At 56.7% G+C, this 17,054-nt stretch carries 12 protein-coding genes; 3 read left to right on the top strand and 9 right to left on the bottom strand.

Annotated elements, in window-relative coordinates; genetic code table 11:
* Window positions 1-266: 266 nt before the first annotated feature.
* Both HEP89_RS23355 and HEP89_RS23350 read left to right on the top strand, forming a co-directional pair.
* Window positions 267-2,069, top strand: a complete 1,803-nt coding sequence (locus tag HEP89_RS23355) for a M23 family metallopeptidase (protein WP_168693180.1) — start codon at window positions 267-269, stop codon at window positions 2,067-2,069.
* A gap of 107 nt (window positions 2,070-2,176) precedes the next feature.
* A complete protein-coding gene (locus tag HEP89_RS23350) occupies window positions 2,177-2,473 on the top strand; it encodes a PAAR domain-containing protein (protein ID WP_031268781.1) in 297 nt (98 codons plus the stop codon).
* Window positions 2,474-2,564: 91 nt separating this feature from the next.
* On the opposite strand, the gene tssH is transcribed toward HEP89_RS23350, so the two are convergent.
* The 9 genes from tssH to HEP89_RS23305 all read right to left on the bottom strand — a co-directional run bounded on the left by tssH (window position 2,565) and on the right by HEP89_RS23305 (window position 14,805).
* Entirely contained in the window at window positions 2,565-5,372 is a 2,808-nt protein-coding gene (tssH, locus tag HEP89_RS23345) for a type VI secretion system ATPase TssH (RefSeq protein WP_168693179.1), read from the bottom strand.
* A 25-nt stretch (window positions 5,373-5,397) separates the two neighbouring features.
* Window positions 5,398-6,975, bottom strand: a complete 1,578-nt coding sequence (gene tssG / locus HEP89_RS23340) for a type VI secretion system baseplate subunit TssG (RefSeq protein ID WP_168693178.1) — start codon at window positions 6,973-6,975, stop codon at window positions 5,398-5,400.
* The gene (tssF, locus tag HEP89_RS23335; protein WP_022999370.1) at window positions 6,972-8,969 is read right to left on the bottom strand and encodes a type VI secretion system baseplate subunit TssF; all 1,998 of its coding nucleotides are present in this window, start codon (window positions 8,967-8,969) and stop codon (window positions 6,972-6,974) included. Before tssF ends, tssG begins: the two co-directional genes overlap by 4 nt.
* On the bottom strand, window positions 8,966-9,517 hold the full coding sequence (gene tssE / locus HEP89_RS23330; RefSeq protein WP_152510936.1) for a type VI secretion system baseplate subunit TssE: 552 nt from the start codon (window positions 9,515-9,517) through the stop codon (window positions 8,966-8,968). Before tssE ends, tssF begins: the two co-directional genes overlap by 4 nt.
* Before the next feature lie 144 nt (window positions 9,518-9,661).
* The gene (locus HEP89_RS23325) at window positions 9,662-10,147 is read right to left on the bottom strand and encodes a type VI secretion system tube protein Hcp (protein WP_022999368.1); all 486 of its coding nucleotides are present in this window, start codon (window positions 10,145-10,147) and stop codon (window positions 9,662-9,664) included.
* 204 nt (window positions 10,148-10,351) lie between these two features.
* A complete protein-coding gene (gene tssC / locus HEP89_RS23320) occupies window positions 10,352-11,875 on the bottom strand; it encodes a type VI secretion system contractile sheath large subunit (RefSeq protein ID WP_022999367.1) in 1,524 nt (507 codons plus the stop codon).
* Window positions 11,876-12,430: a type VI secretion system contractile sheath small subunit gene (tssB, locus tag HEP89_RS23315; protein WP_022999366.1), complete on the bottom strand. Its 555-nt coding sequence runs from the start codon at window positions 12,428-12,430 to the stop codon at window positions 11,876-11,878.
* A gap of 270 nt (window positions 12,431-12,700) precedes the next feature.
* Window positions 12,701-13,984 (bottom strand): type VI secretion system ImpA family N-terminal domain-containing protein, encoded by a 1,284-nt coding sequence (locus tag HEP89_RS23310; protein WP_168693177.1) that lies wholly within the window; start codon window positions 13,982-13,984, stop codon window positions 12,701-12,703.
* A 116-nt stretch (window positions 13,985-14,100) separates the two neighbouring features.
* Window positions 14,101-14,805 (bottom strand): OmpA family protein, encoded by a 705-nt coding sequence (locus HEP89_RS23305; protein WP_168686947.1) that lies wholly within the window; start codon window positions 14,803-14,805, stop codon window positions 14,101-14,103.
* Between the two features lie 397 nt (window positions 14,806-15,202).
* On the opposite strand from HEP89_RS23305, the gene tssI reads away from it, so the two are divergent.
* Window positions 15,203-17,029: a type VI secretion system tip protein TssI/VgrG gene (tssI, locus tag HEP89_RS23300; protein ID WP_168693176.1), complete on the top strand. Its 1,827-nt coding sequence runs from the start codon at window positions 15,203-15,205 to the stop codon at window positions 17,027-17,029.
* The last annotated feature ends 25 nt before the right edge of the window (window positions 17,030-17,054 follow it).

The following is a 17,054-nucleotide window of genomic DNA, read 5'->3' as shown; positions in this document are numbered from 1 at the left end:
CATCTTTCCCAATCATCCTGCATGATCGGGATATTGATTTTCGGCAGCCTGAGCAGCTGCGACGCTGCGCTTAAGGTCTCACAATGGTCCAATGGCCTGACAACCAAAATCCGGGTGCTCATCGCCCAGAGTTTGACAGGACCGTGATCCGTCCGTCGCAAAAGGCGCCACAAGCTGGCCCTACCGCTACACCACCACCAAAGCCAGGAGCTGCGCCGGCCAAGGGGGCGTCTCCGAAACGGTCACCCATTGTACTTTATGCTGCAATGGCCATCGGGTTCCTGGTGCTGGGCGGTGCTGCTGGCGGCATTGCCCATCTGATTTCCTCCGGCGCGATATCCCTGTCACCTCCTGAGGAAATCGGGTTACAGGACATCGCCGAAGCGGTGTCGGACAGCGCCTCTCCGGAAAATGCTCCGCAGCAAGATCCGGACGAAACCGTCGCCAATGACCAAGCCCTGGAACAGGATGTTGATGACACTGCGTTGACCAACGAAGAGGATCTCGATGTTCCAGCCGATCCTTTTTTCGACATGGCGCTCTCTGCAGTCATTCCGTTGGCGGGCGACCCGGTCCTTTTGAAGGATGGTGCCGCCAATCGGCGGATAGACTTGTCGGAGCGTCCAGTGCCAGCCGCTGCGATCGGGGACGGTGCTGCGTCGGTACCGTCTGTTGCCGCATATGTGTTGGACAGCCAGATGCTGGACGATGACGGCAACCTGGTTATTCGCGCACCGGGTAGTGAGGCGGACTTTCAGTTCGGCAATTTCGGGGGCGGGGATGAAGCCGAGGGCATAGTCGTTGAAGAAGATGCGCAGCCCGCGGACGATGGTTCTCCTGATCTGCCGGTGTTTCTGAAACCGTCAACTGACACGTTGAACCTCTATCTCACCGAGCGTCCCATCGGTCAGGGGCCCAGCCGGGTCGAAGTACGCGAGGAAGTAGCAAAAGCGGCTCCGCTCAAGGATTTCCTGAAAGGCAAAGGGTTCGACGAGGAAGTCCTGGATTCACTGGTGGAATTCGTCAAGGACAACTTTGACAAAAGCGATTTGATCGCAGGCGACGAGATCGCGGTGCGAGGTGTTCGTATGCCGAACAAGGTAGGCCGGATTGGCGATTATTATCGGCCTGTCCAGATTTCGATCTACGGCCGGGAAGGGTATATCGGTACAGCCGCCTATTCGGTTGGAAGAGACGGGGACGGGTATGTAGCCGGCGCCGATCCCTGGTTTGGCAAGACGATCGTGGAACAGAAGATCGCGGGTGAGGAGGCAACTCAACCTGCCAACTCGCATCGCTTGATCGACGGTGTTTATGCCACCGCAGTCCGCAATGCCGTGCCCGCTTCTATCGTGGGCGAGGCAATCGCATATTTGGCGCCCATGACCGACCTCAAGCGGTCGATCAAACCAGATGAGAGGGTCACTCTGGTATTCACGGACAGTGCTCGAGACGAGAAGCGTGGCGGTGGTAGGGTGCTCTTTGCCGGTGTTCGGCGTGGGGACGATTGGTCCGTTCGCTGCTACGTGCTGAAAGCTCCCGGTAATCGCGGTTTTGCCTGTGTGAACGAAGGTGGCAAGGTCAGCTTGTCCGGCGCCATGCTTGTCCCGGTCAAAGGTGTTCTGACATCGAAGTTCGGCATGAGATTTCATCCGATCAAGAAAACGGAACGCCTGCATGCCGGTGTCGATTGGGCGGCCCCCACTGGAACCGCGATCCACGCGGCCTTTTCCGGAAAGGTCACCTATCGCGATGTTCGAGGCGGGTATGGCAATTTCATTGAACTTACCCACAAGGACGGAATTACCAGCCGCTACGCGCATATGCATGAATACGCCGATGGCATCCAGCTAGGGTCTGTGGTTCAGGCGGGTGATCTGATTGGTTACGTCGGAACTACGGGGCTTTCCACCGGACCGCACCTTCACTTCGAAATCAGACACAGGGGAGAGCCGACAGACCCGCTGGCCTTTGAAATGGAGACGGGAGCGGAAGCACCGCAGTCTGTCGGGGGCAAGGATCTGCAGGAATACCGGACGGTGATTGCCGACATTTTGAGCGTGCAGTGAAACAGGACTTGCGGAAGCGCTGAAATACGCCAGACTGTGATTCAGGTCCCAGTATTTGTCGCAGGAACGTTCATTCTGGCAAGAGTGTAACAACGCACGAGGCTGCCATGACCAGACCAGCTGCCCGCCTGGGCGATTTTCATATGTGCCCGATGACACCCGTTCCGCCGGGGTTGCCGATTGCGCCGCCATGCAAGATCAACGTCCTGATCGGTAAGCGTCCTGCTGCGAGAATGACGGACCTTTGCGTGTGTGTCGGCCCTCCGCCCGCAAATGTCGACCCCATTATCATGGGGTCGCTGACTGTTCTTATCGGAAGTTTGCCCGCGGCCCGCATTGGCGATCCAACAGCCAAGGGGGGCGCGATCACGACAGGGGAATTTACCGTTCTTATCGGTGGCTGAATCAGGACCGGCGACAATCAGGCAGATTTCCGGGCGGAATCGAAACGCCGGACAGGTAGGAGAACCTGTCCGGCGTTTTTGTTGGTTGATGTCAGCTGGCCGGCTCGATTTCGATACCGGTTTCCGTCGCTTTCAAGGTCACACCCTTCAGTTCTTCGCCGTTCATTTGCGCCGTGAGGAACGCACGTGACAGCTTCGGCAGAAGGTCGTTGGTCAGGATGTTGTCGATCATGCGGCCACCGCTGTCCGGGTCGCGGCAGAGTGAAACGATATGGCTCACCACGTCGTCGCCATAACTCAGCACGGCATCCCGGTTCTGCTTGACCCGTTTGACAATACGGTTGAGCTGAAGCCGGACGATGAACCCGAGCATGGATGGTGACAGCGGATAGTAGGGGATGGTCACGATACGGCCGAGCAGGGCTGGCGGGAACACGTCGAGCAATGCCGGTCTCAAGGTTTCCGCGAGCTTCTCCGGATCCGGCGCGTTCGGGTCGGTTGCCGCGAGGTCCGGATTACTGGAAACCGGCGCGTCCAGCATGTGACTTGCAGCATTCATGATGATGTCAGTGCCAACATTCGACGTCAGCAGTATCAACGTGTTGCGGAAGTCGATCTTCCGACCCATTCCGTCTTCCATCCAACCCTTGTCGAACACCTGGAAGAAGATTTCGTGAACATCCGGATGAGCCTTTTCGACTTCGTCCAGAAGGACGACCGAGTAAGGCTTACGCCGCACGGCTTCGGTCAACCGGCCGCCTTCGCCATAACCTACATATCCCGGAGGAGCGCCTTTGAGACCGGAAACGGAATGTGCTTCCTGGAATTCGGACATATTGATGGTGATCAGGCTTTCCTCACCACCATAAAGGGTCTCGGCAAGGGCCAGGGCGGTTTCGGTTTTACCAACACCGGAGGGGCCGCACAGCATGAACACGCCGATTGGCTTGTCCGGATTGCCCAACTGGGCGCGGCTGGTCTCGATGCGCTTCGAGATCATTGCCAGACCATGGGCCTGACCGATCACGCGTTTGTTGAGGCTGTCGGTCAGCGACAGGATCGTCTGCATTTCGTCCTGCACCATCCGGCCGACCGGAATGCCGGTCCAGTCGGAAATGATGCTGGCGACGGCCTCATCGTCGACATAGGCATAGACCATGCGATCGTCTTCGGGGATTTCGGAAAGCTCCGTGCGCATCGCCTGGAGCGCTTCGCGAATGGCGTCTTCGTTGGTCAGGTCCACGTCAAGTTCAAGCTCGATCTCATCGATCGGAACAAGAGCGGGCTTGTCGTGCTGCGGATCTTCGATCGCCTCGCTTTCCGGATGAGGCGCAGGTTCAACACCGCGAAGCTTTGCAAGAGCGGCATTCAAACGCCGGATTCCGGCTACCAGTTTCCGCTCGTTTTCCCACTGATTGCGGACAGTCTCAATGGCGCTTTCGGTTTCCGTAATCGCGTTGGACAGTGCCTCGAGCTGTTCCTGATGCTCCATGCCCAGTTCGGCATCGTTGGTCAGGGCCTTTTTCTCTGTCTCCAGAAAACCTTTTCGGGCAACCAGGTCCAGCAACCGGGCTGGCTGTGCTGCTTGCGAGATGTTGACACGTGCCGAGGCGGTGTCGAGAACGCTGACCGCCTTGTCCGGCAGCTGGCGTGCTGGAATGTAGCGATGTGACAAAGATACCGCTGACCGCACAGCGCTATCAAGGATGCGAACCTGGTGATGATCTTCCATCGGGCCAAGCAGGCCGCGCACCATGGCAAAGCACTTTTCCTCATCCGGTTCGTCAACCTGCACGGGCTGGAAGCGCCGTGTCAGGGCCGGGTCTTTTTCAAAATGCTGGCGGTATTCCGACCACGTCGTAGCCGCGACGGTCCTGAGTGTGCCGCGGGCAAGGGCAGGCTTCAGAAGGTTAGCCGCATCGCCCGTTCCGGCAGCGCCGCCGGCTCCGATCAACGTATGGGCTTCATCAATGAACAGGATCGTCGGCACGATGGAACCATGGACGGCATCAATGACCGCGCGCAGACGTTTCTCGAATTCGCCTTTCATCGACGCGCCGGCCTGGAGCAAGCCGAGATCCAGCGCACAAAGGCGAGTGCCCAGCAGCGCGGGCGGAACATCCCCGGCAACGATTTTCTGCGCAAAGCCTTCGACGATGGCCGTTTTACCGACGCCGGCTTCGCCGGTCAGGATCGGGTTGTTCTGGCGGCGGCGCATCAGAACGTCGATGACTTGCCGGATTTCTTCGTCGCGGCCGACGATCGGATCGAATTCCTTTGCCCGCGCACGAGCTGTGAAATCTACCGTGAACTGGCTGAGTGCATCTTCCCCGGGGCCGCCTGCCGCGAGCGGCTCTGCGCCCGGTTCGCCTGCTGCGCTACCGGAGGCTGGACTTGAACCGTCGATGGGCCTCGCCCGCACTTCACCGGATGATCCGGCGATGGCATCCAGGTTGTTCGCGATTTCATCGTGCTTGAGCTTGTTGAGAGCCTTGGACAGCTGGAAAAGCTGCGTGCGGGTGCTCTCTTCGCCAAGCATGAAAAGAAGGACATAGGCAGTGCGGATCTTGTAGTCGCCGTATGTCAGCGTGCCAACGAACCAGGCTCCTTCCAGCGCTTCGCGGAAAGGCTTGGACATGGACGGAAGTTCGGTCTGGTTGATCTTGAACTCTGCAAGCGCGGCCTGCAGGTCCTTGTCCAGGGTGCCGAGATCGACGTCGAAATGCCGCAGAATATGAAATACATCAGAATTTTCGTTGCGGATCAGATAGTAAAACCAGTGGACCAGCTCGAGATGCCGGTGGCCGGCATCCTTCGTAAGCCTCATGGCCTTGTCCAGGCTATCGTAGGCAGTTGAGTTGGTCTTGTTGACAACTTTTTCAACCGTAATGTCATTCATAATATCGGTCCTTCAGACTTGAGACCTATTGGTAGACTGTGGTGTGGCGACGCACAGGCCGGAAACGGGTGTCGGTAAGCATTTCTTCTTCTTCGGCCTCCAGGTCAGTATCGTCGTCGGGGCCGGAAGCGGCGGGCTTCAGCCAGCCGATATGTCCAAGCGTTGCGGAGTTGTTGGGATCCATCCGGACAGCGGATGCGCATCTCTTCGGCAGCGCAAGTTCAATTTCATATTCAATTTCCAGACCCAGATAAAAATCGATGAGGTCGAAAAGCTTCTCTGTCCAGGGATTGGGTCTTGCCCGGGTTGGCGGGAGAAACTGCCGATATTCCTCCAGACTGCTCGTGAAAATCCTGATCCGGATCTTGTCACTCACACTATAGACCTTGGACCCAACGATCGTGTCGGCGCCAAGTTGCCCGGCTCCGCCTGGCCCGAAACCACCAAGCTTGAGCTGATCGTCCTTGTCCAGATGCAGCCACGTCCCGACACATTGATCAATCTCTACCCGGACATCGAAAACGCCCGTGATGAGGGCCTTCAGACGAGCGGCGCTCTTTGTCTTGGGGGCCATAAGGCCCGCATAGAGCAGCTTGAGCCGATCATCGATCCTGTCGAGGTCCCGGTAAAACGGGGTGCCGATGCCGATCGCCGACCCGAGATAGGCGAGAAACCGGTCGTCGTCCGGCCGGTCATGTTGAACGATCGGTCTGGAATCGGCCCACGCGCGGTAGAACAACTGCACGAAGCGGTTGTTGAACAGGTCAAGGAATCTTGGAAAACTGTCGTCGCCTCTGAGCCCGCGCATGATCGCTTCGTCGGTATAAGCGGAAGGCAGAGCGCCTTGCGGCCCAAGCAAACCAAGGAAGCGTTCCAGCAAGACCAAGCCGCCGTCACCGTCCTTTGTCGCACGCTCAATGGTCGACGTGGCGAACTCGCTGGACGGGTCCTGACCGAAGCGAACGATGTCTTCCATCATGCGCCGGCTTTTACCGATCCTGGGTGGAGCGGGCTCATCGGCGTTCTTCGGCTTTATTCCGCTTTCTGATATTCCCGGAGCGGTCTGGCCTTCGAGCATTCTCAGCACCGCCAGCAGATCATGTCCGCCTGGATGCTTCTCGATGCGGTCTCCAAGGGCTGCAAGCAACGACGCGTATTGCTGCTGGACCGGCACCTCGATACGCGGGGTTTCCGGAACTGCTTCCTCAGCTGTTGGATCAGACGCAGTCTCTGCGGTCTGCGTTTCAATCACCTCTTCCGTAACCTCGGCAGAGGTCTCCGCCGGAGGATCGATTTGTGGTGCAGGCGTTTCTGGTTGGGGGTCGGCAGGTGAGGGAGCGGCGTCTTCTGGCGATGTGATCGCGGCAGATTCAATCGCGGGCGACTTGACCGCGAGCGCTTCTGTCTCGTCCACAGGTGTGTTGTTGTCCTGCGGTTTTTCGGTCCAGATATCGTCAGCGTCGGCCTTCTCATCAGTCTCGACTGCCGTCGCCGTCTCCTCTTTAGTCGGCCATGCCGGGGCCTTCCGGGAGGATGAAGGCACAACGGTCTTGTCCCGTGCAACACGGGTTTTCGTCAGATCCTTGTCTGCCGGACCGCTCATAGAATTCCTTTCGCGCCGATCCGCGGAGGCCATTTCATGATAACGCCGCGCTCGGTCGTTGCGATCACACACTGCGTGAAGTGATTGATGGAAGCGTATTCGGCGACAAACCGGTCGAGGACAGCCCCCATCAGAAAGGCACTCGCCCCTTCAAAAGCCTTGTCATCGAGCGTGATCGTGATTTCGAGCCCCCTGGCGACACCTGTCCCGGACTTCTGTTGCAGGCGGCGCACAACTGGCCTTGTCGAAACCGACCGAACGGACTGGGCCTGCCGGTCTGCTGAACTGTCGGAAAGTGGCGCGAAGACGCTCAGCACATCGCGGAAAGACCGACCGTCCTGACCTGCCGCATCGTGCACAAGGCCGGTATGGTTCAAGGCCAGAATGTTAATGAGCCGCCAGGCAATGGCGCCAGCGTGGCCCTGTTCGCCCAGCCTTTCATTGTAGGAAAGAAGCGGCGGCCTTGGGGACGTCGGGCCGGCAACACAATCTACCTTGAGGCCGATATCCTCCAGTATGCGGAAATCCCCAATCTCGGACTTGTCCGGGTTGGTTCCCACGGGGAGATCTGCGGCCAGCGACCGGTTGGATGCCAATACCTTCAGTGATAGTTCCGAAAGACGTTTCTTGCCGGTTTGCAGCAGGGCGGCAGCCTGCGCTCCGCTTGAGATAGAGATGAAGGTTTCTGTACCTATGTAGTGGCTCGGCTGCATGCGCCGGATTTCGGAAGACGACTGGCGTCGCGGCAAACGACGAATGGTATAAAACCACTCGTGACCGGCTTTTTCAGTGTCTGGTGCAACGCTGTAGAGCGGTTCAACCGGTCGTTTCTCGCCTCCTGAGAAGTGGGCGGAAACTTCAGTGACGGCATGCACTTCATAATCCAGTGGCCGTGTCCGATCCGTGATGACAGCAAACTCGTGCTGCCCTTTCTTGATCGGCACACGGTCAGTCTGCCTTTCGAACAAGTTGACTGCCGGCGCTGAGTGAAGCGCGAAAATCTTGCGTTCAACGTGAGCAGGCAACCGGTTTTCTGCTTCATCGAACACGAAGACCAGATCGAATGCTTTTGCCTTGACCCTATCCAGATAACGGCGCAGACCCGTCAGACGGAACCCGAGGAAACTGCGCGGAAAGTTGAAATAGTCGCGCAAGTGATCAAAGCCGGTAAAAAGGCGCAAGTCGTTGTGCAAGAGGGAATCTTCTTCATCGAAACCCAGCTGCTCGATGGCATCGACGGGCAGGCGCTGCAGGCTGGCCTGACCGAAGGCGTCCTCGGTACGGATGTAGAGCGCGATTGTATGTCCGAAGATCTGTTCATAGACCTTCGCAGCCAGATCCAGAGGTCCGATCAACCGGACGGGAAGAGAATCGATCCGGCAGCCGGCCACCTGGTATTCAGGTTTCTTCAAGGCTTCTTCGGCTGAAACCTCGTTTTCCGGATCCTCGGACATGCGGTGTGTGAACGTGATGGACAGACCTGCGCGCGTGCGTCTGTCTTCAGCCATCTCCGCACCGAGACCGGAGACCTGCGCAGCTGAGCTCAGGTACTTTGCAGCTGTCAGCTCCAGGGGTGTCAACGTAATAGGAGAGGTGAGAGTGAACCTGCAGCGAACCTCTCCCTGGCGTTCACGGAAGACGGCCTCCATGGGAGCATGGCGATCGACCTTTATGCCGTTGCGCAAATTCGCGTCGCCATATTTCGGCGTCACGCGGGCAAGTACCAGAGAGGGAATGGGCGCCAGCGCAGTTGGATATAGTTGTTCGAACAGGTTGGAAGTGAATTCGGCGAACTCATGCTTCATTTTCAGCTGCACGCGAGCTGACAGGAAGGCTGTACCTTCAAGCAATCCGGACAACATTGGGTCGGAACGGTCTTCCAGAAGCCCACCCAGGCGTTCTGCTACAGCAGGATAGGCCTCCGCGAATGACGCCCCTTGTTCTCGCAGGTAGGTGAGTTCCTGATTGTAGAGGTCGAGAAATTCCCGGTTCATGCAGTTGCCCCGATGATCTTGATACGGCCGAAAGCAGGGTCGACGTCGGCAACGAATTCACTCGCGACCCGGATCGGATCGCAGCGTATTTCTGCCTTGATGAGAAATCTTACCTTGAAGGTATCACTTTCGACCTTGTCGTCTCGCTCGACCTTGAGCGTGCGCGGGTCCATGCGCGGTTCGAAATGGATGAGGGCTTGCCGGATGTCTTCGGCAAGTCGATCAATGCGAACGCTGTCAACGATATGGACAGAAAGGTCCGGCAATCCGTAATTGATGATCGAGCTCTCAACTTCCGGAAAATCGGAAAGGTCCTGAGTGGAATTGAGGTTGACCGTGTTGAGGAGCGCCTGCAGGTCTTGCCGGACTTCAGAAAGCAGCGTGTGTTCAGAAACACCGTAGGATCTGGAAAGCCGCCGACCGGACCTGAGGTTGGCGCCGTTCTGTGCTGCTTTTTGCCTGTCCTGAGCAGCCTTGTAGTCTGGGTCGTCCATTGCACGGAAGGCCCACATCAGCGGGGAGTGCATTTTCACATTTGATTTAGCCATCGGCCAAGCCCACGCTGACTGCTGCCCCGGAAATTCCTAAGTGTGACCGTGGCGGTGCCGCTTCGAAAGTTGAAAGTCTGCATCGCCGGTCTGAACCAAAGAAGGCTGCCGCGCCGAAGCGCGGCAGCCCTGCAGGCCGAAGCCTTATTTCTTTTCGTTTGCTGCAATGTCCCAGGCAAACTCGGGGGCTGCGCCCTTGGAGCCGTCCGGCTTCTGTTCGGTGTAGATGTACTTGTACTCACCGAAGTTCAGCGTGACGCTCTCCGTGATGCGATCGTCGGAGCCACTGCCGCCGGTCGAAACGTTGGTCACGATAATGTCCTTCATTTCGAGCTTGATGTATTCCAGCGGGTTATCACCGGCAGCCTTGCGAACAAAGAGAGTGCCTTTGGTGATATGCTTGCCAGTCGACACGTGCTGCAGAAGCACAGGGGTGGATTTGTCGACGAACTTGGTGATGCTCAGATCCTGGAAGTGTGCCTTGCCGGAGCCGGAGCCCGAACCCATGTGGGTGGTGCCGGACTGGGAAGCGCCCCAGGACCAGGAAAGGACGTCAATCTTGTCCTTATGGGTCTTGTCCTGTGCTTCGCCTTTGATACCTTCAAGTTCCAGATAAAAATCGACGGCCATTTTAATAGATCCTCTTGGTTGTTGAGGGCCAGGTAAATGTTCCTGGCTCAAACTCTGCTATTCCTGACAACTACCTCGGACCTCGCGGTCCAAACCCCTAGGCGCTTGCGCACCTTGTTTGTACCTCCGCCCGGGAAAACCGGGCTGCATCCCGTGGGATGCATGCCGGGGGGCAGGCTGCCGCCCCGCCGGCAATTTGTGAAATCAATTACCGTCTTGCGGAATGCGGGACGCCAGGCTCATGCCGATGTCCATGCCTTCCAGCTGATAGTGCGGACGAAGGAAGAACTGGGCCCGGTAATATCCGGGGTTTTCCTCGTCGGGCACGATAGTGACCTTGGCTTCCCGCAGCGGCTTGCGCGCTTTGGTTTCCTCGGTCGAGTTGTCCGGATCACCATCGACGTAGTCCATGATCCAGTCATTCAGCCAACGCTGCAGCTGCGCCGATTCCTTGGTCGAACCGATCTTGTTGCGCACCATCACTTTCAGGTAGTGGGCGAAACGAGTGGTCGCGAACATGTAGGGCAGGCGGGCAGACAGGTTGTCCGATGCCGTTGCATCCTTGCCGTCCGGTCCGGAGAACTGGCGCGGTTTGAAGACGGACTGAGCTCCAAGGAAGGCTGCCTGGTCCGTATTCTTGCGGTGGATCAGCGGGATCAGGCCCAGACGGGAGATCTCGTGTTCGCGCCGGTCGGAAATCGCGATTTCCGCAGGGCACTTCTGGTCCACACCGCCATCGTCGGTTTCAAAGACGTGGGTTGGCAGGTTTTCCACCAGACCACCGCTTTCGACGCCGCGGATGCGCACAGTCCAACCGAATTCCTTGTAGGCACGGTTGACGTTGGTTGCCATGGCATAAGCCGAGCTCATCCAGGCGTAATTCTCGTGGCTGTCTTCGCCGAACTCTTCTTCGAAGGCGAATTCTTCCACCGGGTCGGACTTCGCACCGTAGGGCTGGCGAGCCAGCACGCGGGGCATTGTCAGACCAAGGTAACGGGAGTCCTCGGATTCCCGCAGCGTCCGCCACTGGGCATGGATCTCCGTATCGAAGATCTTGGACAGATCACGCTTGGCCGGCAGTTCCGTCCAGCTGTCCATCTGCATCAGCTGCGGATTGGCCGCTGCCAGGAACGGTGCATGGGCTGCCGAGGCGATCTTTGCCATGCCGCGCAGCACGGTGATGTCCTGCGGGTCGTAGGAGAATTCATAGTCACCCACGAGACAGCCGTAGGGCTGACCACCCAGCTGGCCGAATTCGGCTTCATAGATCTGCTTGAACAGCGGGCTCTGATCCCACTTGGCGCCGCGGTAGCTCTTGAACACTCCTGCAAGTTCTTTCTTGGAGATGTTCAGGAACTGAAGCTTGAGCGATGCGTCGGTTTCAGACTGGTGCACGAGGTAATCGATCCCGCGCCAGGCACTCTCAAGTGTCTGGAACTCCTCGGCGTGAATGATCTCGTTCACCTGAGCCGTCAGTTTTTCGTCCAGCTTCGCGATCATCTCATCGATCGTGTCGTAGACGTCTTCCTTGATAAGCGCCTGATCGGACAGGGCTTCAGCAAGGAAGGTCGACATGGCGTTGTCAACCAGCTGATTGGCCGTATCGTTTTCGTTCTTGATCCGGAAATTCTGTTTCAGGATCGAGGCGAACTCCTCGGGGCTCTTCTCAACGGCAACTTCGCCGGCTGCTGCGCCACTTGCCTGGGCGCTGGTATCGGTGCTGCTCATTTATGCCTCCTCCGTGCCGTCGCCGTCTGCCTGCTTGTCGGCGGACGATGCCTTGTCGGCTTCGATTTTCTGAGCAAGTGCCTGCATCAGGGCCGGGTCCCGGGTCAGCTCCTCGAGCTGGGAGATCGCCTGGACACGTCCGTCCATCATGGTGCGCAATGCAGCCAGGCTGCGGCGCGCATCGAGCAGCTTCTTGAGTGCCGGAACCTGTTCGGCAACACGTCCCGGGGTGAAGTCGTCCATGCTCTTGAAACGTAGCTGGACGCTCATTTTGGAATTTTCTTCGCCGGACAGCTTGTCCTTCACGGTGAAGGAGGTGCCTGGTTCAATTGCTTCCATGCGCTTGGAAAAGTTGTCCATGTCGATGTCGAGGAACTTGCGGTCATCGATATCGGCTTTTTCCACGCCAGGGTTGTCGCCGGAAAGATCGGCCATGATGCCCATGACAAATGGCAGTTCCACCTTCTGTTCCGCGTCAAACGGATCTTCGTAGAAAATGTGGACCCGCGGAGGTCTGTTGCGCTTGATAAAGCCTTGCCCGCTGTTCGATGCCATTGTACTTGCCTTTCATTTTCATGACCCAGAAGAAAAAAGGTCAATTTTAGTCAAATACTAGCGCGCAACTCTTGTTTGCTAATTGCTGTACTTCGGTCGGCGCTGCGTTTCGTTGATATCTATGTACTGCGTTTCTGGGGAACGGGAAGTGATCACGGTCACATGATCGATGGTTTATTTTTTCTCGAAATATTGAGGACCCGTTGGCCATTGGTGTCAAGTAAGAAGCTGAAAACCCTAGGTAACATAGGGGTTGTAATGGCAGTTGAATCAGTCCTCCTCTGGCCTCAGGAAGAGGTTGAGAAGACCGGTGAATGAACCGGAACTCATATTCTGCGCCTCGTCCAGCAAAAGGGGGATCGGGCTGGTGGGTTCATTGGAAGAATAGTAACCCTTGACCGCCGCAATACCCTTCATGGCGTCACTTCGGCTTTCGATCACCATCACTGCGAAATCATCAATTTCGCCCAGTTCCCGGTCACCACCGTCGTTCAGGTCGATCAGCCGATCGTTGGAAAGCTGTAACCCGCTCGCACCCAGAATCAGCGCTACGTCGTCGAACCGCCGCGGCATCAGTATTTTCAAGGCATCCAGGTAGGATTTGCCGACGAGGCCGCGAGCCTCGCGCACAAGAAACAGCGCCGGATGCGACGGTTCGCGGCTGGCGAAATAGTCTTCGACAGCATCCAGAATCAGTTTTGCCTGGGCGGCATTCTTGATTTCTGACTGAGACGCCTGCGACGTGTCGGCTGCTGCTACCTCTGCTGCAGTATCTTCAGACGAAGAGGCCTCCGTCTCTTCAGGGGAGAGGCGTCCGAGCCGCTTGTTCAGTTCCGCATTCATCTCCTTCAGGAGAGTGGACAAGGCCTCATAATTGGGAGGAGCTGCTTTTGCACCGCTCTCCTTGAGCTTTTCGGTGCAGAGCTCGGCTATGGTCTGAAGTTCGTCCGGCAGGTCTCCAAGGTCCTTGAGGATCTCGTCGATAGCGTCCTGCTCGAGTTCGCCCGATGTCAGTGCCGCCTCAATCGCACCAAGCGAGATTGTATGCTCATCCGGACGTGCCGTGGCATCGCCAGCCGCAATCTGGATGGCGCGATAGCTGATGGGCCCTGTCCGGCGGGTCTTGAGCAGGGGCGCTGCTTCCAGCGGAAGAACGACCGTGGGCCTGTTGTTGAGAGATTCGAGCGCTCCGATTCGTTCCATGTGGCCGAAGTCGGCATCGCTTGGATGGACGTCGTCCCAATGGTTCTCCAAAAGTTTGCGAATGATGCGAATCGAGTTCGCAAACGTATGGACTTGACCGCTCAGCAGACCGAACTGCGCGAGAATGACAAGCAGTCTCAAGTCTCTGGACTGCTTCAGGAAGCCGTCCATCTGCTTGAAGAGGTCGGTAAAGTCGATCTCGGATCGGTCGAATTCGCTGAACCGCTCCGGCAGCAATTCCTCACACGAATCCAGAAGCGCGGCAAATGCGGGTTCGGTATCATAGAGGTCCGGCCCGCAGCCAGCACCCGGCGCTACTTCAGTGCCGTAGGTTTCCGGATCGAAATTCATTCGTGCTCCCCAGCCCGGTATGCATTCCGGTGGTATGTCCGGGATCGGTCCCGGTTATTGTTCAGGAGACCCGGACCGGGAAAAGCTCCGGTCCGGCATGTCTGGTGTGTGTATTTTTATTGCTCGAGTACCAGCTTGCTTTCAACGCGGCGGTTTGCCGGATCGTTTACATCAGCAACCTTTGGTCGGGATTCGCCGTAGGCAACAGTTTTCAGGCGGTCCCGGCTGACGCCGAGGTTGACAAGATACTGGGTAACCGCTTGCGCACGGTCTTCGGAAAGACGCTGGTTGTAGTTGGTCGAGCCAATTCCGTCGGTATGGCCTTCGATCACGAATGTGGCTTTGGCCAGATCGGGATCATTGATGCCCTTGGCAAACTCACGAAGGTTGGCCTGTGCGGACGTGCTGAGCTTGGCCGAAGCATATTCGAACGAAACCAGCAGGTTGAAGGCAGCGTCGATGGCGTTGGTTTCCGGATCGACCACAAGGGTCTGTTCCGTTTCACCACCTTCGGTCTTTGCACCGTCCTGGGAGACTGCGACCTGACCGCCTTCTTCCGGTTTGGCGTTCGGATTACATTCGTCGCGAGTACCGATACAAAGAGCTCGTGTTCCGCCAGCCGGCTTCAGTGAACGCGTTTTGAGCTGCTTGAAGTGCTTGCTGACTTCATCGGCCGAATAAGTGGCGTCCTGGGCAAAAGCCGGAGCGGTTCCAAGTGCCGGCAAGGCAATGGCGAGAGAAACGGAAGCAGCCAGGAGAGCGCGGCGAAGGCCGGTCCGAGCGGCATTGTTCCGGTCGAGTGAAAATACAGTAGGGGTCACGATTTCAATCCTCCCTTGTGGAGTGTTCAAAAGCGATGTCGCTTTGGGCTTCGAAATGGATCGTGCCATATGGATAAGAATAATAGTGTGGCGAAAGTCACTAAAGTGCGATTTGATGTCAGTATGTCGTTTTAACGGCAATAAGCAAGAGGAGAGCTGTTGGGGTGACGTCGGTGAGCAGGGTTGGTATTTAAAAGCAGCAGGCGGTGTTTTTTAGCCGCACTTGGGGAAGGGGCAAGTGCCTCCTCCTTCACAAAAGAGTTTGAAGTTCAAAGTATTTGCATCAAGTGTGTTCTTGAGCACACTATTTTTGCCGGAAACGCCTTAGTGTCTGAAACGTGGTAGCCGCCAGGCTGCCTTTTTGCAGAAAACCGCGTTATTTCCGAGGAGATCTTTCGTGGCCGTAGGACAACTTAAACAAGCTAACCGAATGGCCGAGCTGACATCGGTCTTTGGCAAGGATGAGCTTTCCGTTGTCACCATCGAGTGCGACGAGGGTCTCAGCGAAGATTTTGAGATCAGGCTTGAGGTTCTGAGTCAGAAAGAGGATCTGGATTTCGACCAGGCCATAGCGACTTCCATGACGGTGAAGGTTGTCACCAACAATGGTGATACGCGGCATTTCGACGGTCTTCTGACAGATGCGAAATGGATGGGCTATCGCGATTCCTATTACATCTACAAATTGACGCTACGCCCCTGGTTCTGGCTGCTAACCAAGAACTCAAATTGTCGAATTTTCAAGGACATGTCCGCGCCTGAAATCATTCAGAACGTCCTGAATGAGCATGACTTCGCCGATTTCCAGATCAAGCTGACTGAATCCTATGATCCGATTCATTACTGCGTCCAGTACAGGGAATCGGATTACGATTTCTGCTGCAGGTTGATGGAAGAATTCGGAATTTCCTATTTCTTTGAGCACAAGGACGGCAAGCACATCATGATTCTGGCGGACGCCAAATCGTCCTACAGCCCGATCGTTGGTGACAGCTCCATTCCCTACATTGCTCTTGGCGGCGACAGTCAAAGGGATAAGGAGCATCTTTACCATTGGATTCCGACGCGCAAGTTTCGGACCGGCAAGTTTGCAGTCAATGATTATGATTTCGAGAAACCGAGTGCGCTGCTGGAAGCAGAGCGTGATGCAGGTACTAAATATCGGGCCGGGTCTCTGGAAAACTATGACTATCCGGGAAGGTACACTGAAAAAGACAAGGGCAGCACCTTCAGCAAGATTCGTATGGAAGCCGAACAGGCTGCGGACAAGCGAATTGAAACAGCCGGCGAAGTGCCGCGGTTCTTTGCAGGAGGGCTGTTCACCTTATTCAACCATCCCCACAAACCGCAGAACGTGGAGCACCTGATCGTGCGTGCAAGCCATCGGATCATCACCGAGGCATATCGCTCCGGTGGTGGTGGGGCCCAGGGAGAAGCCTATACCGGGACATATGACGTTCTGCCTTCCAGTATAACGTTCCGCACACCGGCCATCACCCGCAAACCTCGAATACCCGGCCCGCAAACGGCAAAAGTCGTGGGGCAAGGCGAAATCGATGTGGACGAATACGGTCAGATCCTGGTCGCCTTTCACTGGGACCGCGACAAGACAGCGTCTCGGCGGGTTCGTGTGGCGCAAGTGTGGTCAGGCAAGAACTGGGGTGGCATCTATATCCCTCGTGTCGGCCAGGAAGTGATTGTTCAGTTTCTGGAAGGCGATCCGGATCAACCGATCATCGTCGGCACAGTCTACAATGCGGAAAACATGCCGCCTTACTCTTTGCCAGGCGAGAAAAACAAAGCTGGCATCAAGTCGGATTCAACGGTAGGCGGCGGCGGTTACAACGAGTTCGTGCTCGACGACACCAAAGGGAATGAGCTTGTTGGGGTTCATGCCCAAAAAGACATGGAGACCGTTATCGAGAATAACGAAATGCTGCATGTAAAAAACTGCCGCGAGACCCAGATCGACGTTGACCGAACGGAATCGGTTGGCCGAAACACGACTGAAGATATCGGCATGAACTGGAAGGTAACTGCCGGAGCGAAGATCGAGTTTATTTGCGGCGCCAGCAAAATCACCATGACGCCTGCCTCGATCAAGATCGAGTCGGTGAAAATCGATATCGTGGCTTCGGGCATGCTCAACGCCAAGGGTACAATGACCAATGTGACAGGCAGTGCGTTGCTGAAACTCAAGGGCGGCCTTGTACTGATCAATTGATGCTGCGGTTCTTGAACGAATGCGG

This window comes from Labrenzia sp. 5N (assembly GCF_012395805.1).
In the GTDB taxonomy this organism is placed as follows: domain Bacteria; phylum Pseudomonadota; class Alphaproteobacteria; order Rhizobiales; family Stappiaceae; genus Roseibium; species Roseibium algicola.
Note: the sequence above shows the minus strand (reverse complement) of the source record. Positions and strands in the feature narration are given on the sequence as shown.

Bases quoted from the DNA above. Each gene is read 5' to 3' on its own strand.
- HEP89_RS23355 (WP_168693180.1), top strand. From the start codon at position 267: ATGGCCATCGGGTTCCTGGTGCTGGGCGGTGCTGCTGGCGGCATTGCC.
- HEP89_RS23350 (WP_031268781.1), top strand. From the start codon at position 2,177: ATGACCAGACCAGCTGCCCGCCTGGGCGATTTTCATATGTGCCCGATG.
- tssH (WP_168693179.1), bottom strand. From the start codon at position 5,372: ATGAATGACATTACGGTTGAAAAAGTTGTCAACAAGACCAACTCAACT.
- tssG (WP_168693178.1), bottom strand. From the start codon at position 6,975: ATGAGCGGTCCGGCAGACAAGGATCTGACGAAAACCCGTGTTGCACGG.
- tssF (WP_022999370.1), bottom strand. From the start codon at position 8,969: ATGAACCGGGAATTTCTCGACCTCTACAATCAGGAACTCACCTACCTG.
- tssE (WP_152510936.1), bottom strand. From the start codon at position 9,517: ATGGCTAAATCAAATGTGAAAATGCACTCCCCGCTGATGTGGGCCTTC.
- HEP89_RS23325 (WP_022999368.1), bottom strand. From the start codon at position 10,147: ATGGCCGTCGATTTTTATCTGGAACTTGAAGGTATCAAAGGCGAAGCA.
- tssC (WP_022999367.1), bottom strand. From the start codon at position 11,875: ATGAGCAGCACCGATACCAGCGCCCAGGCAAGTGGCGCAGCAGCCGGC.
- tssB (WP_022999366.1), bottom strand. From the start codon at position 12,430: ATGGCATCGAACAGCGGGCAAGGCTTTATCAAGCGCAACAGACCTCCG.
- HEP89_RS23310 (WP_168693177.1), bottom strand. From the start codon at position 13,984: ATGAATTTCGATCCGGAAACCTACGGCACTGAAGTAGCGCCGGGTGCT.